Raw genomic sequence first — 17,660 nt, forward strand, 5'->3', positions numbered from 1 at the left:
CTCCGCTCAGGTCCGCGATCTTGTTCAGGATCGTGGAACGGCCCGCATGGGCCCGCTCATAGCCCTCGATCGTGGCCAGGTCGGCCTGGGACAGGTGCGGCAGCCGGCCGGTGACCTCGACGGCGGTCAGCTCGCCGTAGCTGGTGATCGGCAGCTCGTCCTCCGCGGCCGCGGCCCCTTTCAGCTCGTCCCGCATCCGGGTCGCGCCGGGCAGCCGCCCGATCGCACCTGCGAGCGTACGTTCGGTCTGTTGCTCCCACTGTTCGGCTTGCCGCCCGCTTGCTTCGACCGTCTCCCGCAGGTGGCTCCAACCGGCACGGACCGCCGCCCCGGCCCCGGTGGATCCGGCCTGCTCCGCACGGTGGCCGCCGTTCGCAGCGGCGACCACCGCCCCAGCGCTCTCCTCAAGGCTGTCGCCGAGCGTTTGCAGCAGTTCCTCGTCGTGGCGGCGGATGGAGCCGAGCAGGTCCGCGCCGGCGGCGTCGTCGGCGTCCTGGGCGATGCTTTCGCCGGCCCGGCAGGTCGCCACGGCCAAGGCGGTGACCGCATACTCCTCCTCGGCGTTCTTCAGCAGCTGGCGCTCCGCGGCCCTTCTCCGGCCCCGCAACGCGCGCGCCGGCGCTGCCATGGCGACGTCGAGGGGTAGCCGGGCAACCCGGGTGGCCTGCCCGGCAAGGTGACGAGCCCCGCCGAGGGCGTCCTGGAGCAGACCGTGGGGCCGCAGCTGGTTCATGTGTTCGTCGATGCTGCTGAGGTGGTCTTGGGCGTCGGCGACGTGGCGCTCCAGGATCTGCCGGTAGCCCCCGGCGGGGGTGACCGCTATGTGAGCCTGGAACCTGTCGACGACCGCAGCTTGGGCGTCACGGACGTCACGCAACGCCGGAATGATCAAATCCGTGGTAGTTGTCATCATGTGCTCCTCCTGAATGGTCCAGTGAGAAGGAGGCCGACGGCGGGCCCGGCCGCGAACTGCCGTTCGGCCGTCTGCCGGACTGTGCCTCGCAGATGTGGCATCGTGTGCGTGCTCCATGCGCCCGCCGGAACCTGCTGGGCGAGACCGTGACCGGCGCCGCCGTCTCCGTGGGCCCGGGCAGCCGCACCGACCTTGGTCGAGCTGCCCATCCGCAACCCGGACGGGACTCCCGGCCGACGGACACCAGAATGCTGCCCGAGGCTGGTTGACGATGCCCGGGGACGCGAGATTGATCTGCGTCCGGTCACACCGACCTCTGGGGACGGTGTGGATCAAGCTCTTCCTGCTGCGCGTTCCTCGTTTTCACGCGAGCCGCGCTACCTGGTCACCGTTGGTGTGCCTGGTGAACGAGATAACCCCAACCTACTTCGTTCGCCGAGCCCCTGGAGCCCAGCCGCGGGCCCGCGCCGGCCTGCTTCGTGCCGATCGCCATAGTCGTGGCAGATGACACAGCGGCACTCCCGCGGTGGGCCCGCCCCCCGCGCCGCGGGCGCGTTTGTTTTCCCAGGGGGCCGGGCACCCGAAGACAGCCCGGTCGGCGGCTGATTCCCCAGGTCGCCGACGTCTCACCTTGGGCCGGCCGTCGGCCCGGCCGAGCGCAGCGAGGCGCATGCGACGGATGACGTCACGGGCGGTGCTTTGACTCATCCCGTTGCTGGCTCACGAAAGCCGTGCTGGATGGGCAGGACAGGGCAGCTGTTGCCTCAGTGGTGACTGTGGTCGATCGCATGCTGTGGCTGGGCCATGAGTCGGAGCATTCCCGGAACGGTGCGCTTTCACGTGGTCACTGGAAGTCCGTGGCGGAGTCCGTACTTTCACCCGTCTGGGTCAACGCCCTGGCGCCGGTCGACACGCGCGGCTGCACGGTGGCGGATGGGCAACCGGTCAGGTTCGCGGCAGCCCGAGACCAGGGAGGCGGTGGCGCCGGTCACGCTCTCGCCGAGCAGCTTCTGGTGGGTACACGGAGGATGCAAGAGGCCCATCCATGACGCACGCCGGGCGGTCAAGGGCCGGCTTGCGGCTGGGCCCGCTGATCGCTGCGGCTTCGTACTCACCCGACCAGCCAGGAGACACGTGATGGCAGCGACCACGGATTTGCTCGTACCGGCGTTGCGCGATGTCCGTGACGCCCAAGTTGCGGTCGTCGACAGGTTCCAGGCTCATATCGCCGTCGCCCCCACCGGGGAGTACCGGCGGATCCTGGAGCGCCACATCGTCGACGCCCAAGACCACGTCAACAGCATCGATGAACACGTGGAGCAGCTGCTGCCGCGCGACCCGCTCCGGGATGCCCTCGATGGGGTGCGTGACTTCGCCGTGCAGGCCACCCGGGTTGCCCGGCTGCCCCTCGACGTTGCCATGGCGGTACCGGTCGGCGCGTTGTGGGGTTGGAGAAGGGCCCCAGAGCGCCAGCTGCTGAAGAACGCCGAGGACGAGTACGCGATCACCGCCGTGGCCGTGGCTACCTGCCGGGCCGGCGAAAGCTTCGCCCGGGAGGCGGACGATGCCGTCGGCGCGGAGCTGCTCGGCTCGATCCGCCGCCACGACGAGGAACTGCTCCAAGCGCTCGGCGGAAGCCTTGCGGAGCACGCCGCGGCGGCGGTGGCAGCCTCGGACGGCGGCCGCTCCGCGGAGCGAGTCGGCTCCACCGGGGCCGCCCAGGCGGTCCGTGCCGTGTGGAGCCGTCTGCGGGAGACGGTCGCGGGTGCGACCCGGTGGCTGCCTGGCGTGACCCGGATGTGGAGGGAGTTGAAGGGGGCTGCGGTAGCGGAGTCCGAGCTGCCGATTCCCGGCTACGGCGAGCTGACCGTCGTCGAGGTCACCGACCGGCTGCCGCGCCTGTCCCAGGCCGACCTGGCCACGATCGAGGGCTATGAGCGCGCCCATGCGGGCCGTTTCACGCTCCTGAACAAGATCGCGGATCTGGGCGGGAGCGAGCCCTGGCCCGGTTACGACTCCATGAATGCCGAGAAAATCCATGCTCGGCTGCGCGAGGCCGACGCCGACCTCACCCGGCAGGTACTCGACTACGAGCGTCGCCACCAAGAACGCACCATCATCACCACAGCCGCCGAACAATATCTGACCGGATGAGCCGTCCGGCCCCCGGCCCCCGTCATTGGGGCGCGGATGCTTCCGGCCCTCCGGCGGCGCGGAGAAAGTAGCCGATCGGGGCGCGCACTCCGTGAGGTAGAGCGGCATGAACTTGCCTGGAGTGACGGGGGACGCCACGTTGGCCGACACGCCGGGCGGGCGGGTGTCGCAGACACGCGAGGGGAGAGCGGGCCCTCGTCCTCACTGCTCCGAACGCGGCACCGAGCGCATTCGACTGCGGCCTGCGAATCTCCCGCGCCGGTGCAGCGTCGACTTCCAGTCGGCGAGGCTGCACCAGCGCGCGGTGATCCAGCTGAGGCGTAGTGCGCACTCAACACCGCCTGCGCCAGTTCCTGACGGTTCGCAGGCCAGGGGCCGTCTGGTGATGGGGGGCACTCTCTCCCCCAGACTCGCGTCTGGGTGGGGTGCTCCAGGCCGAAGGCTGGGGGTGCCCCACCTGCCTTCGGCCGGGGGCACCCCCCTGGCTCCGCCGGGGCCGGAAGCCATCAGCGCCGGGCAACGCCCTCCGCCCGAGCGGCGGCAGCCACCGCGGCGGTGACCGCCGGGGCGACCCGCTCGTCGAACGGGCTCGGGATGATGTTGTCCGCACTCAGCTCGTCCGCCACGACCGCCGCCAGCGCCTCGGCCGCGGCCAGCTTCATGCCTTCGGTGATCCGCGAGGCCCTCACGTGCAGCGCGCCGGCGAAGATACCCGGGAAGGCGAGGACGTTGTTGATCTGGTTAGGGAAGTCGCTGCGCCCGGTGGCCACCACGGCCGCGTACTTGTGCGCGACCTCCGGGTGGATCTCGGGAGTCGGGTTGGCCATCGCGAAGATGAAGGAGCCCTCCTTCATGGTGGCCACCGCCGCCTCGGAGACCGTGCCACCCGAGACGCCGATGAACACGTCCGCGCCATCCAGCGCCTCCTCCAGCGAGCCGGTCAGGACGGCCCGGTTGGTGTAGGAGGCCAGCTCCCGCTTGACCGAGGTGAGATCCTCACGGTCGGCGTGCACCACGCCCCCGCGGTCCGTGACCGCCACATCGCCGATCCCAGCCTCGGTCAGGATCTTGGCGATGGCCACCCCGGCCGCGCCCGCGCCCGAGATGACCGCGCGCAGTTCGCCCAGCGCACGCCCCGTCAGCCGGGCGGCGTTGCGCAGCGCGGCCAGGGTGACCACGGCGGTGCCGTGCTGGTCGTCGTGGAAGACCGGGATGTCGACCCGTTCCTGCAGCTTCCGCTCGATCTCGAAGCAGCGCGGGGCAGAGATGTCCTCCAGGTTCACCCCGCCGAAGGACGGGGCCAGCCGGACCACGGTCTCGACGATCTCGTCCACGTCGGTGCAGGCCAGCGCAATCGGCACCGCGTCCACCCCGCCGAACTGCTTGAACAGGATCGCCTTGCCCTCCATCACCGGGAGCGACGCCTCCGGCCCGATGTCGCCGAGACCCAGCACGGCGGTACCGTCCGTGACGACCGCGACGACCTTCGACTTCCAGGTGTAGTCGTGGACGAGTGCGGGCTGCTCGGCGATGGCGGTGCAGATCTTGGCGACGCCCGGTGTGTAGGCCAGGGACAGGTCCTCGGCGTCGCGCACCGGCACGGTGGCGGACACCTCCATCTTGCCGCCACGGTGCAGCGCGAAGGCCGGGTCGATCGGGAAGTGATCCGGATCGCTGTCGCTGCTGGTATCGGTGCGGGGATTCACAATCTCCGCTGCCACGGGTGACCCCTTTGTCTGGTTACGGGGAGGCGTCGTCGCCTCCCCGTGAGGGTTGACAGGTGCACACCTGCACGGCTGGTCAGGCGCTGGGCGCACCGCATGCGCGCCCGCTCCCCAGGATCCGGGGTAAGCGTCCGTTCTACCGGAAAACCAAATCGGCTGACGACTCCGTTACCACGCGTGGCGGCGCCCATTCGGGTGCGGGCGAGCAGCAGGTGATCGACGCGCTGTGGGCCAGGCAGTCCGAGCTGGCCGGCGCCGTGGCCGGGCACTCGTTCTTCGCCTGCCGGGACACCTACGGGTGGGTGAAGGCCTACCTGGCCTTGCAACGGGCAAGCCGCACGCTGTCGACCTGAAGCGACAGTTGGCGGCGTTCACCTGATGGGGCTCCTGGCTGCTGCCTGCCGGGGCGGTGCCGACCGCCGGCCCGCCGCGGGGCGAACCGGCGGGTTGAAGGGGGTAGTGGGTAAGCTGCGCCAACTCCGGCTGTCGGTACGCTCCGACACGATCTTGCGCTGGCACCGCGACCTGCTCAAACGGCGGCATGCCGCGACCTGGGCACCGAGGCGGCGCGGCCGCCCGCCCACGGTCCGATCGATCCGTACCCTGGTCCTCCGCCTGGCACCACTTTGTCGTTCAGCAGTCCCATGATTGTCCCTTGGGGTGTCGGTTCGTTGCCCGCCTTCGCGGGGCGATATATGCATGTATGAGCATTGCGGGAACGCTCGCGCGGTCACCAGGTACGAGGAGCGTCAGGTGAGGGCGACCGCTCCGCCGTCCACGGTGAGGAGGGTGCCGGTGACGTAACTGGCGCGCGGGGAGGCCAGGAAGAGGATCGCCTCGGCGATCTCCTCGGGGCCGGCGAGCCGGCCGAGCGGCACCTCGGTGCCGATACGCTCGAAGGTCTCCTCACCGATCATGCTGGTGACGTTCTCGGTGCGGGTGTGACCGGGTGCGACGGCGTTCACCCGGACCCCGCGGCCGCCGAACTCGACCGCCCAGGTGCGGGTCAGGGAATCGACCGCGGCCTTCGCCGACCCGTAGGCGGCAGTGCCGGGAATGCCACGCTGTGCGGCAATTGTCGTGACATTGACGATGCTGCCGCCACCTCGGGCCGCCATCTTCTCCGCCAGCGCTGCGGTGAGGAAGAACGGTCCCTGCACGTTCGTCTCGAACAGCTGCTGGAATCCGCGCAGTGGGACCGCACCGTCGCCGAGGGCCGCCGGGTCATGCAGCGCCTGGTGGACCTGGAGATGCCGATCGTCGCCGCCGTCAACGGACCGGCCTCCGTACACAGCGAGTACGCGCTGCTGGCCGACATCGTCGTGGCCGCGGACACCACCGTCTTCTCCGACTTCCCCCACCTGACCTTCGGCATCGTGCCCGGCGACGGCATCCAGATCGCTTGGGAGGAGGCCATCGGCGTCAACCGCACCCGCTACCTCACCCTCACCCAGGGCTCCTTCACCGCCGACCAGGCCGAACGGTGGGGCGCCGTCGCCGAGGTACTGCCGCTGGAGCGGGTGCTGCCCCGGGCCCAGGAACTCGCCGAGCAGCTCGCCGCCAAGCCGCAGTTGCTCACCCGCTATCTGGCCGTCACCCTGCGGCAGCGGATCAGCCGGCGCATGGCCGAAGGCACCCAGCTGGGCATGGCGCTCGAGGGCCTTACCGCCGCCGACCTCGCGTACCGAAGCGGGGACGGGGCGTGACCGCCGCCGACCGCTGGATCGGCGCACTGCACGAATCGTCCCAACGGCTGGGGCAGGCCGTCGCCGAACTGCCCCCCGACCGGCTCGCCGGGTCGTCGTTCGCCGAGGGCTGGAACATCGGACAGGTGCTGTCCCATCTGGGCAGCGGCGCGGAGATCTGCACCACGCTCGTGGAACGGGGCCTCAAGGGTGACGAGCGGGGCCCGGTCCGCGAGGAGCTGCTGCCGGTGTGGGAACGGTGGGACGCGATGTCCCCCGTCGAACAGCGCGCCGCGTGGCGGGAGGCCGACGAAGACCATCTGGCGCTCCTGGACTCGGTCGACGCCGGGCAACGCACGTCCCTGCGCGTCCCGTACTTCGCCGGCCTGCTCGATCTGGCCTCGTACGCCGGCTACCGGCTGTCGGAGCAGGCCGTACACGCCTGGGACGTCATGGTCGCGCTGGACGAGCGGGCGGTGCTCGCCGCACCCGACGTGGTGCTGCTCTGGGAGCGGATCGACCTGGTGGCCACCCGCTTCCGCAACGCCAACGCCCTCACCCGCCTCGCACCGCAGCGCGTCCAAGTGCAGCTCAGCGATCCCCAGCAGACCCTGCTCCTCGACATCGACACCGAACTCCACCTCTACCCGACCCCTCCCACCGACCCCACCGCGCTCCTGACCGGCCCCGCAGAGTCGGTACTGCGGCTCATCTACGGCCGCAACCGCCTCCAGGACCCCTTGACGGCCACCGGCTCGATCACCCTCGACGACCTGCGGACGCTCTTCCCCGGTTTTTGACCGAACTCCGATCAGCGTCACCGCCCACAGAGCAGCTTTCCATCCGCCGCCGGCCGTGAGCCGAGCGGATCGCCCTGACCCGAGGAACGATGAAACCATGAACACTTCACCCGAAAACCCTTCAGATACCACCGCGGAAGACACCTACGACGTGATCGTGCTCGGGGCCGGTCCGGTCGGCCAGAACGCCGCCGAGCACGCACGGCAGGTCTGAGCGTCGCCGTGGTCGAGCGTGAACTGGTCGGCGGGGAGTGCTCGTACTGGGCCTGCGTGCCCAGCAAGGCACTGCTGCGGCCAGTCATCGCGGTCTCGGACACACGCCGGGTGGACGGTGCCCGCCAAGCGGTCACCGGGCCACTCGACACCGCCCGGGTCTTCGCCCGACGCGATCACTACGTCACTGACTGGGACGACTCCGGGCAGGCCAACTGGGTCAAGTCCATCGGCGCCGACCTGTTCCGCGGGCAGGGCCGGATCGACGGCCCGCGCCGGGTAAGCGTCACCTCCTCTGACGGCCGTCGCACCCTCACCGCCCGGCACGCAGTCGCGGTAGCCACCGGCAGCCGGCCCGTGCTGCCCGACGACGACCTGCACTCGAACCGGGCCTGCGAGGCCCGGTTCCCCTTGTCTACTTTCCATCACGAACCGGTCGAGCGGGGTGAAGGCGCCGCCGTCCGCCTCGTCCGGGCGTCCCGTCATCGTCCGGGCGAACCACGACCTGACGGCCGGGTCGCCGTGTGCCGCGTCCAGCAGGGCCATGGTGTTGTACAGCGTGTTGCCGCCCCACTGACTGAACGCCAGGAAGTTGTGGAAGCACTCGAAGACGATGTCCTCGCGGCGGAAGTTATCGCCTCCTGCGCCGTTCTGGAGCCAGTAGTGGACAAACGTCCCCTGGGGATTGGGGACGTTGCCGTCGATGACTGCCTGCACCCGGCTGTCGATCCACTCCTTGAGGCGCGGGCGCAGTGCGCGCACGCGCATGATGCTGTCGTGGACGATGTCCGAGGTCGGGTACCAGTGGCCGAGGACGTCGGTGAAGCGGGCGCCGATCTCCCGGACCTCGGCCGGGATGGCCTCGCCGGTGACGCCGAGGTGGAGGTCCCAGTAGAGGTCGAAGTAGTTCGCGTAGTACTCGTGCATCAGCGGCTTGCCTGCGTTGGCGTCGGCGAAGAGCCGGGTGAGGAAGCCGTGGACCTTGCCGGCGTACTGGGCGGCGTAGAGGTCCGGCGTGGTTGCCGAGGCGTAGATCTTCTTGCGCTCGTTGTCCGGTCCTCGCTGGTTGTAGCCCGTGATGAAGACCGTGGTGCCCTCCTTGGGGTCGGGCGCCCATCCGTCGTAGAGCATGCCCCAGAAGTGCGGCGGGGCCGCGTTCTCCTTGCTCAGGGCGAGATCGATCATGGGGAGTGTCGGCCGTTCCCCCACGTACTCGCCGCTCGAGAGGTACGGCACCACGGCGCGCTCGATGTAGTCCGGCTCGAAGGTCGGCGGCAGCAGCCCGACCCATTCCTTCGGCGTGATCATGTTGATTCCCTCCGATCGCCGTGACGGCGTTGGGCAGCCAAGTGGCGCTGTGGTGCGCCCGAAGCCCTGCTGCAAGGCTGGCTTGACCAGCGCTATCGGAGAAATTGGTGCGAGGCCACTAAAATGTACCCAAAGGTGGTGTTCTGGGTCCAATGGCTCTCGCGTGGTCTGCTTCTAGGGTCGGAGTCACCGACACCATCCGGTCTTCCGGAACGGAAGGAGCGGGAGATGAACGCGATAGGCCAGGACACGCTGACGCCCGTCGACCTCACCACCGTGGGCCCCGGGAACGGGCACCCGGTCGTCCAGCCCCCGGTGCTGGGCGGATCCGAGCACACGGACTACTACCTGCTGAGCGACCTGCTCACCGACGAGCAGAAGGCGCTCCGCCAGAAGGTCCGGGACTTCATGGACCAGGAGGTCACCCCGATCATCAACCCCTACTGGGAGCGGGCGGAATTCCCCTTCGAGCTGGTCCCCAAGCTCGCGGAACTCGGTATCGCGGGCTTCCAGATCTCCGGATACGGCTGTCCGGGGATGAGCAATGTGACGGCCGGCATGGTGATCCTCGAGCTGGCCCGCGGTGATCTGAGCATCTCCACGTTCACCGGGGTGCACTCGGCGCTGGCCATGACGTCGATCGCGCTGCTGGGCTCGGAGGAGCAGAAGCAGCGCTTCCTGCCGCCGATGGCGCGCCTGGAGAAGATCGGCGCCTTCGGCCTGACCGAGCCCGCCCACGGCACGGACGTGGTCAAGCTGGAGACGACCGCACGCCGGGACGGGGACTTCTACGTCCTCAACGGTCACAAGCGGTGGATCGGCAACACGACCATCGCCGACTACGTGATCATCTGGGCGCGCGGTGAGGACGGGCACGTGGGCGGCTACGTGGTCGAGAAGGGCACGCCCGGGTTCGACGCCCAGGTCATCACGGGCAAGATGGCGCTGCGCTGCGTGCAGAACGCGCAGATCTCCCTCACCGACGTCCGGGTGCCCGCCGAGAACCGGCTAGTGAACGTCAACACCTTCCGCGACACCGAGAAGGTGCTGCTGGCCTCGCGGTTCTGCGTGGCCTGGGAGGCGATCGGCGCCGCCGTGGCGGGCTACGAGACGGCCCTGGCCTACGCCAAGCAGCGCAAGCAGTTCGGGATGCCACTGGCGGCCTTCCAGCTCATCCAGTACCGGCTGTCGCGGATGCTGGCGGACATCACCGACATGCTGTGTATGCAGTTCCGGCTCAGCCAGCTCCTGGACGAGGGCAAGGACTCGATGCCGCGGGTGGCTCTGGCCAAGATGCACTACACCGAGCGCGCCCGGGCCATCCTCGCCGACGCCCGCGACATGCTCGGCGGCAACGGCATCCTCCTCGACTACCACGTGGCCCGGCACCTGTGCGACATCGAGGCCATCGACACCTACGAGGGGACCGACACGGTGCAGGCACTGATCGTGGGCCGCGACATCACCGGCTACAACGCCTTCATGCCCATGGCCCCGGCCCGCTGACCCGGTACGCGACACGTCCGAAGAAGAGGACCAGCCATGGAGAACACGCCCCTCCTGCAGGGACTGCATGTCGTCGATCTCGCGAGCTTCATCGCCGGACCGGCCGCGGCCACCGTGCTCGGAGACTTCGGTGCCGACGTGGTCAAGGTGGAACCACCGCACATCGGGGACGCGTACCGGTCGCTCGACCGGATTCCGCCCAATCCTCACGTCGAAGGCATCAACTACCCCTGGCAGCTGGACAACCGGAACAAGCGCAGCATCGCGCTCAACCTGAAGTCGCCCGCCGCCAAGCCCGTGCTCGACCGGCTGGTGCGGTGGGCCGACGTACTGATCACCAACTTCCCGCCGCCGACGCGCGAGAGGCTGGGCCTGGAGTACGACGCTCTGGCCCCCCTCAATCCGCGGCTGATCTACGCCGATGTCACCGGCTTCGGCGAGGACGGCCCGGATGCGCATCTGCCAGGCTTCGACGTGACGGCGTACTGGGCGCGCAGCGGCCTGATGGACGTGACACGCCAGCACGGCGTGCCGCCGGCCATGAACGTGTTCGGATCGGGCGACCACTCCACGGCGATCACCCTGTTCGCCGGGATCATGACCGCGCTGTACCGGCGGGAGAAGACAGGACAGGGTGCACGGGTCACGGCGTCGTTGCTCGCCGAGGGTGCCTGGGCGGCGGGCATGTGGCTGCAAGCCGTACTGGTCGGGGCGAAGACCCCCCGCCCGGTCGACCGGTCCGACCCGCCGAATGCGCTGGCGAACATGTACCGCACGGCCGACGACCGCTGGCTGATACTCGTCTTCGCCAACGAGGACAAGCAGGTTCCCCTCTTCCTCAAGGCCATCGGCCATCCTGAGGCGGCGGAGGACCCGCGCTACGCCGACACCCCGAGCCGCCGCGCGCATGCGTCGGAGATCGTCGCCCTGCTGGACAAGACCTTCGCGACCCGGCCGCTGGCCCAGTGGCGTGAGCTGCTGGACACGGCGGGTCTCACCTACGGAGTCGTCCAGACGCTCGAGGAATGCGCCCACGACCCCCAGCTCACCGCCAACAAGGTCCTCGTGCCGATCGACTGCGACAGCGCCGAGCCGCACCTGACTGTCGACAGCCCCGTGCGAGTGGACCAGGAGCACAAGGTCCGCCCGGGCCCGGCCCCGGATCTGGGCGAACACACCGTGGACGTGCTCCGCGACCTCGGCTTCGACGTCGAGGGGATCGAGGACCTGCGCACGGCGGAAGCGATCACCTGAAAGCCCTGCTGGGCAGGGCCGGGGGGGAGGAGGGAAACACCACCATGACCATCGCCCCGAACACGGCGACCGTGCGGACCGAGGAACATGACGGTACGTTGGTGATCACCATCGACCGGCCGGAGGCCCGCAACGCCATCGACGGCGCCACCGCCCGGGCACTGGCCGACGCCATCGACCACCTCGACGCCCGTGACGACCTCACGGTCGGCATCCTCACCGGGGCCGGTGGCGTCTTCAGCGCGGGCATGGACCTCAAGGCATTCGCGGCCGGAGACACCCCTATCGTCCCCGGCCGCGGCTTCGCGGGCGTCACCCGCGCCGAGATCAAGACGCCTCTCATCGCGGCCGTCGAGGGCTACGCGCTGGGCGGCGGAACCGAGATGGCACTCGCCTGCGACATCATCGTGGCCGCCCGGGACGCCACCTTCGGCCAGACCGAGGTCCACTACGGCATCGTGCCCCCCGAAGGGGGCATCGTGCGCCTTCCCGAACGCATCCCCCGCAACATCGCCCTGGAACTCCTGCTCACAGGCGATCCGCTGCCCGCCGAACGCGCTGAGCGGTTCGGCCTCGTCAACCACCTCACCGAACCGGGTGAGGCACTGACGAGGGCCCTGGAACTCGCGGCCCGCATCGCGCACAACGCCCCCCTGGCCGTGGCAGCCGTCCATCGCGTCGTCAACGAACGCACCGCCTTCGGCGATCAGGAGGCCTTCCACGAGCAGGACCGGATCGTCGCACCGGTCCTGGCATCCGAGGACGCCAAGGAGGGCGCCCGCGCCTTCGCCGAGAAGCGCCCGCCTCACTGGCAGGGCCGCTGACACCCGTCCCCGCCCCGCAGTCCGCTTACGGCCCGCGCCACGAGCCCACGCCCACAGGCGCAGCCTTGTCTCACCGTACGAAATCGGTGGCCAACGATGACTGAGCAATCCACCGTCCGAAGCGTGACCTACGATCTGCTGCGGACCCTCCAACTCACCACGGTTTTCGGCCATCCCGGCTCCACCGAGCAGCCGTTCCTTCAGGATTTCCCTGAGGACTTCACCTACGTCCTGGCGCTGCAGGAGGCCTCCGTCATCGTGATGGCCGACGCCTTCGCCCAGGTCACCCGCCGCCCAGCCCTGGTCAACGTCCATTCCTCGGCCGGCCCCGGCAATGCCATGGGGAACCTGGTTGCGGCCTACCACGGGAACACCCCCCTGATCGTCACCTCGGGCCAGCAGCACCGGGAACTGGTGATCGGCGACCCCTACCTGGGCAACCGGCAGGCCACCACGCTGCCGAAGCCGTGGGTGAAGTGGTCCTACGAACCCGAGGAGTACGGGCTCGTCAACGAGCTGACCCCACCGGGCGCCGCGCTGGACCTGGCCCGCGAGCTGGCGGGGCGCGTCGCGCGGAACGCACCGCTGGCGCTGGCGGCCGTCAAGGAGGTCCTGCGCGAAACGCAGGGCCTGAACGAGAGCGACGCCTTCAGACGCCAGGACGAGCTCACGAGCGGGCTGGCCGCCAGCGAGACGCGCGGGAAGGCGCGCGGGTGTTCGCCGAGAAGCGTGCCCCCGTCTGGCACGGCCGCTGATGCCGGCCACGTCAGCCGCCTCCCTTCCCCACAGCCCGCGTCCGACTCCCAGGAGTGACCAGCCATGAATGCGCACAAACCCGTCCACCGCGTGGCGATCGTCGGCACCGGCACGATCGGTGCGAGCTGGGCGACGCACTATCTCGCCCGAGGCTTCGACGTCACGGCGACCGACCCCGCCCCCACCGGGGAGGCGGCCCTGCGGTCGTACGTGGAGGCGGCATGGGACGCGGCTGCCTCGATCGGGCTCGCGCCCGAAGCCTCGCCCGATCGCCTGAGGTTCACCGCAGACCTGCGTCAGGCCGTCGCGGACGCCGACTTCGTACAGGAGAACGCGCCGGAGCGCCCGGAGCTCAAGGTCCGGCTGTTCGCCGACCTCGACGACGCCACACCGCCGGACGCGATCATAGCGTCGAGTTCGTCGGGCATCACGATGAGCGTCATCCAGGCCGAGTGCCGGCGTCCGGAGCGGACCGTCATCGGTCATCCCTTCAACCCCCCGCACATCGTCCCGCTGGTCGAGGTCGTCGGCGGAACGAAGACCGCCCCGGAGACGATCCGGAACGCCATGTCGTTCTACGCCGCGATCGGCAAGAAGCCGATTCACCTCAAAAAGGAGCTTCCCGGGCACGTCGCCAACCGTATCCAGGCCGCGCTGTACCGCGAGGTCGTTTACCTGGTCCAGGAGGGGGTGCTCGACGTGGCGGACTCCGACGACGCGGTGTCCTGGGGGCCGGGGCTCAGATGGGGCGTCATGGGCCCGCATCTGCTGTGGCATCTCGGCGGAGGGGCGGGCGGCATCCAGCACTTCATGGACACCCTCATGCCGCGGATGGTGGCGTCCTGGCAGGAACTGGGCACCCCCGAGTTCACGCCAGAGCTCAAGGAGAAGATCGTGGGCGGCGTCCTGGAGGAGGCGGACGGCCACTCGGTCGATGAACTGGCCGCCCGGCGCGACGCGATGCTCTCGGCCCTGCTCGCCGTGCGCGCCCAGCACGACCCGTCCGGCCCGCCGAGCGCCCCAGCCGGTAGCCCGGCGAAGGAGGGACCGTGACGCGGCGCCAGGAAAGACTGTTCGTGCTCGAGGCCAGCAGTGGCGGCCGCCTGTTCTGCGTGAACCCCGACGGCTCCGACAAGAAGGTCGTCGTCACCGGGTGCAGGGTCCCCGACGGGGTCGCCGTCGATGTCGTGGCCGGGCACATCTACTGGACGAACATGGGCCTTCCCCCGGAGAACGACGGATCGATCGAACGCGTGGACCTGGACGGAGGCAACCGCACGACGATCGTCCCCAGCGGCGTCACGTACACGCCGAAGCAGCTCCACTGCGAGGCCGCCGGCCGGAAGCTGTACTGGGGTGATCGCGAGGGCATGCGCGTGATGCGCTGCGACCTCGACGGCTCGAACGTCGAGACCCTCGTGCAGACGGGACAGGGAGAGGACGACCGTCGCGACGAGACCAGGTGGTGCGTGGGAGTCGCCGTCGACCCTGTCGGCGGACACCTCTACTGGACACAGAAGGGCCCGAGTGACGCGGGGCTCGGGAAGATCCTACGGGCCGGAGTCGACCTGCCCGCCGGGGAGAGAGCGGCCGAACGCGGCGACATCGAGGTGCTGTTCGAGGGGCTGCCGGAGCCGATCGACCTGGAGCTCGACCTCGCGGAGCGCATGCTGTACTGGACGGATCGCGGGGACCCGCCGCGGGGCAACAGCGTGAACCGCTCGCCGATGGACCCGCCGGGCAGGCGGCGGACGCCCGAGATCCTGTTGACCCACCTCATGGAAGGCATCGGTCTCGCCCTCGATCCGGACGACGGCCGCATGTACGTGACAGACCTGGCCGGGAACGTCTACGCGGCCGATCTCGACGGATCGAACCGGAGGGAGATCCTCGTCCTGCAGGGCAACCTCACCGGCATCGCCCGTGCCGTGCTGCCGACCGGAACGAGGGTCTAACTTGCTGTCGGTCCCCATGGACGACTGGAAGCAGCCGCTGTCCGGCCCCGCCCGCGTGCGGACGGTGAGCGACCGGGTTGCCCCCGACGCGGAGCGTCCTGCGGAGCTTCGCTTACCGCATCTCCGCCAGCCGGCGTCCTGCGCTGGTCTTCGGACCGGAGGTGGACCGCGGCGGCGGATGGGATGCGGCGGTCGCCCTGGCGGAGAGGCTGCGTGCGGCCGTCTACGGGGCGCCGCTGCTGGACCGTGCCTCCTTCCCGGAGGACCATTCCCTCTTCCGCGGTCCGCTCGGGATGTCCGTGAAGACCATCAGCGACCGGCTGGCCGGGCACGATCTGGTCGTCGTGATCGGCGCGGAGGTCTTCCGGTACTACCCCTACGTTCCCGGCGACTACCTCCCGGCGGGCACGGAGCTGCTGCAGATCACCGCCGACCCCGCGGTCGCCGCGGCGGCACGGGTGGGCGACAGCCTCCTCGGCGACCCCGCAACGGCGATCGGGCTGCTGCAGGACATGGTCGCGGAGGGATCCGCACGGACCGCGCCGGAACCGATGGCGCGGCCCCGTCACCTTCCGCAGGTGCCCAGCAATCCCCTCACTCCGCCGGAGGTCTATGCGGCCCTCAGCTGGGTCAGGCCTCCCGACGCGGTCATCGTCAACGAATCGACCTCCACCATGGCCCAGCAGGTCGAGTGGCTCCCCACCGTCAGGACCGGATCGTTCTTCACCACGGCCAGCGGGGGGCATCGGCTGGGGCACGCTGGCAGCGGTGGGGGTCGCGCTGGGTGACCGGGACAGGGGCGTCGACCGGCCGGTTGTCGGCCTGATCGGCGACGGCTCCTTCCAGTACTCCGTGCAGGCCGTCTGGACAGCGGCCCAGCACAAGCTGCCGATCGTCTACGTGGTCATGCGCAACCAGGAGTACTCCATCCTCAAGTCGTTCGCGGTGCTGGAGGAGACGCCGGGCGTTCCGGGACTCGACCTGCCGGGGCGCGGCATCACCTCCGTGGCCCGCGGGTTCGGTTGCCGCGCGGTCGATGTGGAGACCACCGAGGACCTGGAGCGGGAATTCAGGGCAACGCTGGCCGCCGACACCACCACGGTCATCGTGGTGCCCACACAACCCCAGAAGGCGATGCTCTGACACCCCAGCTCGCACGATCCGACGGGAGACAGCACTGAAGCCGGACAGCGTCACTGAGCGTCTCATGCGGGGCTGGTGCGAAGGAGCGTCGAGCCGAGGTACTGAACCGCAAGCAACGCTACTTCCAGATCGGTGTGCCGTTGCTGGACAGGGTGTCCCAGTATTTCTTCGGCTTTCCGGATGCGGTACTGCACGGTGTTCTTGTGCAGAATTTGAATGCCGGCAGTGGCGGTGTAACTGCAACCGTTTTGGAGAAAGATCTGCACGGTCTCCCGCAGCCGTGCGCAGTTCTCGTCGTCGACGGCCAAGGGGCCCAGGACGCTCCACACCCAAGCGCGCATGTCCTGGATGTTCGAGGACATCAGGGCGATCGGAGCCACACTGGAGTACTCGGTGAACCGGGGTGCCGGACTCGCCACCGCCGCGATTTCCTGCGTGCGCAGTGCCTGCCGGTGCGTGCAGCGGAATCCCTCGATTCCGATCTCCACGCGCCCAAAGGATGTGTGCACGGAAGGATCGCTGCTTTCGATCACATTCGACAACCGTTCCCAGGGAACGTCGCTGTGCGAGCCGAACGGCAACCAGGCCCAGGACAGAATTTCGTCGCGAGGGACGAACAGCGGCCTGGCAGGGCATTCGAGCTCCTTGGCGATCACGCGGGTCATCCGGTCGAGTCGGGCCAGTCCGGACTCCCCACTGGTCAGCCGGGGCAGCCAGGCCACCATTCCGAGGTGATGCTGCCGGAGTCGGTAACCAAGGGCTGATTCCGCCCAGTCGAGGTCGACCTCCTGCTCGGCGAGGATGTCCCGTACGCGCGCGGCGCGCACGGCGGTCTGGCTGAGCAGCCAGTGATCGCGTTCGAATTGGTAGACGTCGATGACGTGCTCGGTCACCCGGTCGATGTAGCCGAAGCTCACCTGCTGCATGTGCCGGTTGGTGGCCGCGTAGAGGTCCTTGTCGGTGCCCTGCCGGTCGAGTTCGTCGAGACACCATTGCAGGAAACGCCAATGGCCGATCCTGTAGGCCCTGACCATCGCGCTGACGGAAACATTCCTCTGGGCGAGCCTTCTGGCGTACTCCGAGGCGGCCACGGGCCCCTCGATATTGTCCAGGGGTATGTCGTTCTCGAAAATGTGAAGCAAGGTGGCGACGTTTTCCGCGACACTCGCCTGCAGGATTTTGACGACAGTCTCGTCGCCCCTGAGATCCGGGATCTCGGCAATAACGTACTCCCCTACGTCGCGGCTTACCTCCGAGAGGCGTGACCCTACGTTCTCCGCGACCACGGACAGTTGCTTTACGGCGCCCGGATACTCTGCAGCCATGCTCCTGATTCTACAGCGGGCCTTGTGATCTACTCGTTTCTCCGTAGGTGTGAGGGGCCTGCCCCCGGCAACGCGGGCGCGGGGCGAGCCCCGGGTGGAT

At 69.1% G+C, this 17,660-nt stretch carries 16 protein-coding genes and 1 pseudogene; 13 read left to right on the plus strand and 4 right to left on the minus strand.

Annotated features, from left to right (window positions below; genetic code table 11):
• On the minus strand, window positions 1-913 hold a 913-nt coding region (locus tag EFK10_RS12095), incomplete at its 3' end, for a hypothetical protein (RefSeq protein WP_127355726.1).
• A gap of 1,137 nt (window positions 914-2,050) precedes the next feature.
• On the opposite strand from EFK10_RS12095, the gene EFK10_RS12100 reads away from it, so the two are divergent.
• Entirely contained in the window at window positions 2,051-3,067 is a 1,017-nt protein-coding gene (locus EFK10_RS12100) for a hypothetical protein (RefSeq protein WP_127355727.1), read from the plus strand.
• A gap of 506 nt (window positions 3,068-3,573) precedes the next feature.
• Here EFK10_RS12100 and EFK10_RS12105 read toward each other — a convergent pair.
• Window positions 3,574-4,788: an NAD(P)-dependent malic enzyme gene (locus EFK10_RS12105; RefSeq protein ID WP_127355728.1), complete on the minus strand. Its 1,215-nt coding sequence runs from the start codon at window positions 4,786-4,788 to the stop codon at window positions 3,574-3,576.
• Window positions 4,789-4,847: 59 nt separating this feature from the next.
• On the opposite strand from EFK10_RS12105, the gene EFK10_RS12110 reads away from it, so the two are divergent.
• Complete coding sequence (locus EFK10_RS12110) at window positions 4,848-5,144, plus strand: hypothetical protein (RefSeq protein ID WP_127355729.1); 297 nt, start codon at window positions 4,848-4,850, stop codon at window positions 5,142-5,144.
• 396 nt (window positions 5,145-5,540) lie between these two features.
• Here the strand turns inward: EFK10_RS12110 and EFK10_RS49950 are convergent, their stop codons facing one another.
• On the minus strand, window positions 5,541-6,083 hold the full coding sequence (locus tag EFK10_RS49950; protein ID WP_265737502.1) for an SDR family NAD(P)-dependent oxidoreductase: 543 nt from the start codon (window positions 6,081-6,083) through the stop codon (window positions 5,541-5,543).
• Between EFK10_RS49950 and EFK10_RS49955 the strand changes: the two genes are divergently transcribed.
• The 11 genes and pseudogenes from EFK10_RS49955 to EFK10_RS48605 all read left to right on the plus strand — a co-directional run bounded on the left by EFK10_RS49955 (window position 5,970) and on the right by EFK10_RS48605 (window position 16,235).
• Window positions 5,970-6,497, plus strand: coding sequence for an enoyl-CoA hydratase/isomerase family protein (locus tag EFK10_RS49955; RefSeq protein ID WP_265737503.1), 528 nt, complete (start codon window positions 5,970-5,972; stop codon window positions 6,495-6,497). The two genes, EFK10_RS49950 and EFK10_RS49955, sit on opposite strands and share 114 nt — an antisense overlap.
• Window positions 6,494-7,276 (plus strand): maleylpyruvate isomerase family mycothiol-dependent enzyme, encoded by a 783-nt coding sequence (locus EFK10_RS12125; RefSeq protein ID WP_127355730.1) that lies wholly within the window; start codon window positions 6,494-6,496, stop codon window positions 7,274-7,276. Before EFK10_RS49955 ends, EFK10_RS12125 begins: the two co-directional genes overlap by 4 nt.
• Window positions 7,277-7,373: 97 nt before the next feature.
• A pseudogene (locus EFK10_RS49960) lies at window positions 7,374-7,858 on the plus strand (FAD-dependent oxidoreductase); the annotation flags it as partial.
• Between the two features lie 1,167 nt (window positions 7,859-9,025).
• Window positions 9,026-10,303, plus strand: coding sequence for an acyl-CoA dehydrogenase family protein (locus EFK10_RS12135; protein WP_127355731.1), 1,278 nt, complete (start codon window positions 9,026-9,028; stop codon window positions 10,301-10,303).
• A 36-nt stretch (window positions 10,304-10,339) separates the two neighbouring features.
• Entirely contained in the window at window positions 10,340-11,557 is a 1,218-nt protein-coding gene (locus EFK10_RS12140) for a CaiB/BaiF CoA transferase family protein (RefSeq protein ID WP_127355732.1), read from the plus strand.
• A 44-nt stretch (window positions 11,558-11,601) separates the two neighbouring features.
• Window positions 11,602-12,381, plus strand: a complete 780-nt coding sequence (locus tag EFK10_RS12145; protein WP_127355733.1) for a crotonase/enoyl-CoA hydratase family protein — start codon at window positions 11,602-11,604, stop codon at window positions 12,379-12,381.
• 123 nt (window positions 12,382-12,504) lie between these two features.
• Window positions 12,505-13,194: a thiamine pyrophosphate-binding protein gene (locus EFK10_RS49965; protein WP_240677167.1), complete on the plus strand. Its 690-nt coding sequence runs from the start codon at window positions 12,505-12,507 to the stop codon at window positions 13,192-13,194.
• A 6-nt stretch (window positions 13,195-13,200) separates the two neighbouring features.
• Complete coding sequence (locus EFK10_RS12155) at window positions 13,201-14,190, plus strand: 3-hydroxyacyl-CoA dehydrogenase NAD-binding domain-containing protein (RefSeq protein ID WP_127355734.1); 990 nt, start codon at window positions 13,201-13,203, stop codon at window positions 14,188-14,190.
• Window positions 14,187-15,092: a 3-hydroxyacyl-CoA dehydrogenase gene (locus tag EFK10_RS12160; protein ID WP_127355735.1), complete on the plus strand. Its 906-nt coding sequence runs from the start codon at window positions 14,187-14,189 to the stop codon at window positions 15,090-15,092. Before EFK10_RS12155 ends, EFK10_RS12160 begins: the two co-directional genes overlap by 4 nt.
• Window positions 15,093-15,169: 77 nt before the next feature.
• Window positions 15,170-15,880: a hypothetical protein gene (locus EFK10_RS48600; RefSeq protein WP_206305417.1), complete on the plus strand. Its 711-nt coding sequence runs from the start codon at window positions 15,170-15,172 to the stop codon at window positions 15,878-15,880.
• Window positions 15,861-16,235 (plus strand): thiamine pyrophosphate-dependent enzyme, encoded by a 375-nt coding sequence (locus tag EFK10_RS48605; RefSeq protein WP_206305418.1) that lies wholly within the window; start codon window positions 15,861-15,863, stop codon window positions 16,233-16,235. The genes EFK10_RS48600 and EFK10_RS48605 overlap by 20 nt, the downstream gene beginning before the upstream one ends.
• A gap of 62 nt (window positions 16,236-16,297) precedes the next feature.
• On the opposite strand, the gene EFK10_RS12170 is transcribed toward EFK10_RS48605, so the two are convergent.
• Complete coding sequence (locus EFK10_RS12170; protein WP_127355736.1) at window positions 16,298-17,560, minus strand: PucR family transcriptional regulator; 1,263 nt, start codon at window positions 17,558-17,560, stop codon at window positions 16,298-16,300.
• Window positions 17,561-17,660: the final 100 nt, after the last annotated feature.

Origin of the sequence: Streptomyces soli (assembly GCF_003999195.1) — a bacterium.
GTDB classification, from domain to species: domain Bacteria; phylum Actinomycetota; class Actinomycetes; order Streptomycetales; family Streptomycetaceae; genus Actinacidiphila; species Actinacidiphila soli.

Coding starts and splice junctions, on each gene's coding strand:
- EFK10_RS12170 (WP_127355736.1), bottom strand. CDS start 17,560: ATGGCTGCAGAGTATCCGGGCGCCGTAAAGCAACTGTCCGTGGTCGCG.
- EFK10_RS12145 (WP_127355733.1), top strand. CDS start 11,602: ATGACCATCGCCCCGAACACGGCGACCGTGCGGACCGAGGAACATGAC.
- EFK10_RS12155 (WP_127355734.1), top strand. CDS start 13,201: ATGAATGCGCACAAACCCGTCCACCGCGTGGCGATCGTCGGCACCGGC.
- EFK10_RS12135 (WP_127355731.1), top strand. CDS start 9,026: ATGAACGCGATAGGCCAGGACACGCTGACGCCCGTCGACCTCACCACC.
- EFK10_RS12140 (WP_127355732.1), top strand. CDS start 10,340: ATGGAGAACACGCCCCTCCTGCAGGGACTGCATGTCGTCGATCTCGCG.
- EFK10_RS12100 (WP_127355727.1), top strand. CDS start 2,051: ATGGCAGCGACCACGGATTTGCTCGTACCGGCGTTGCGCGATGTCCGT.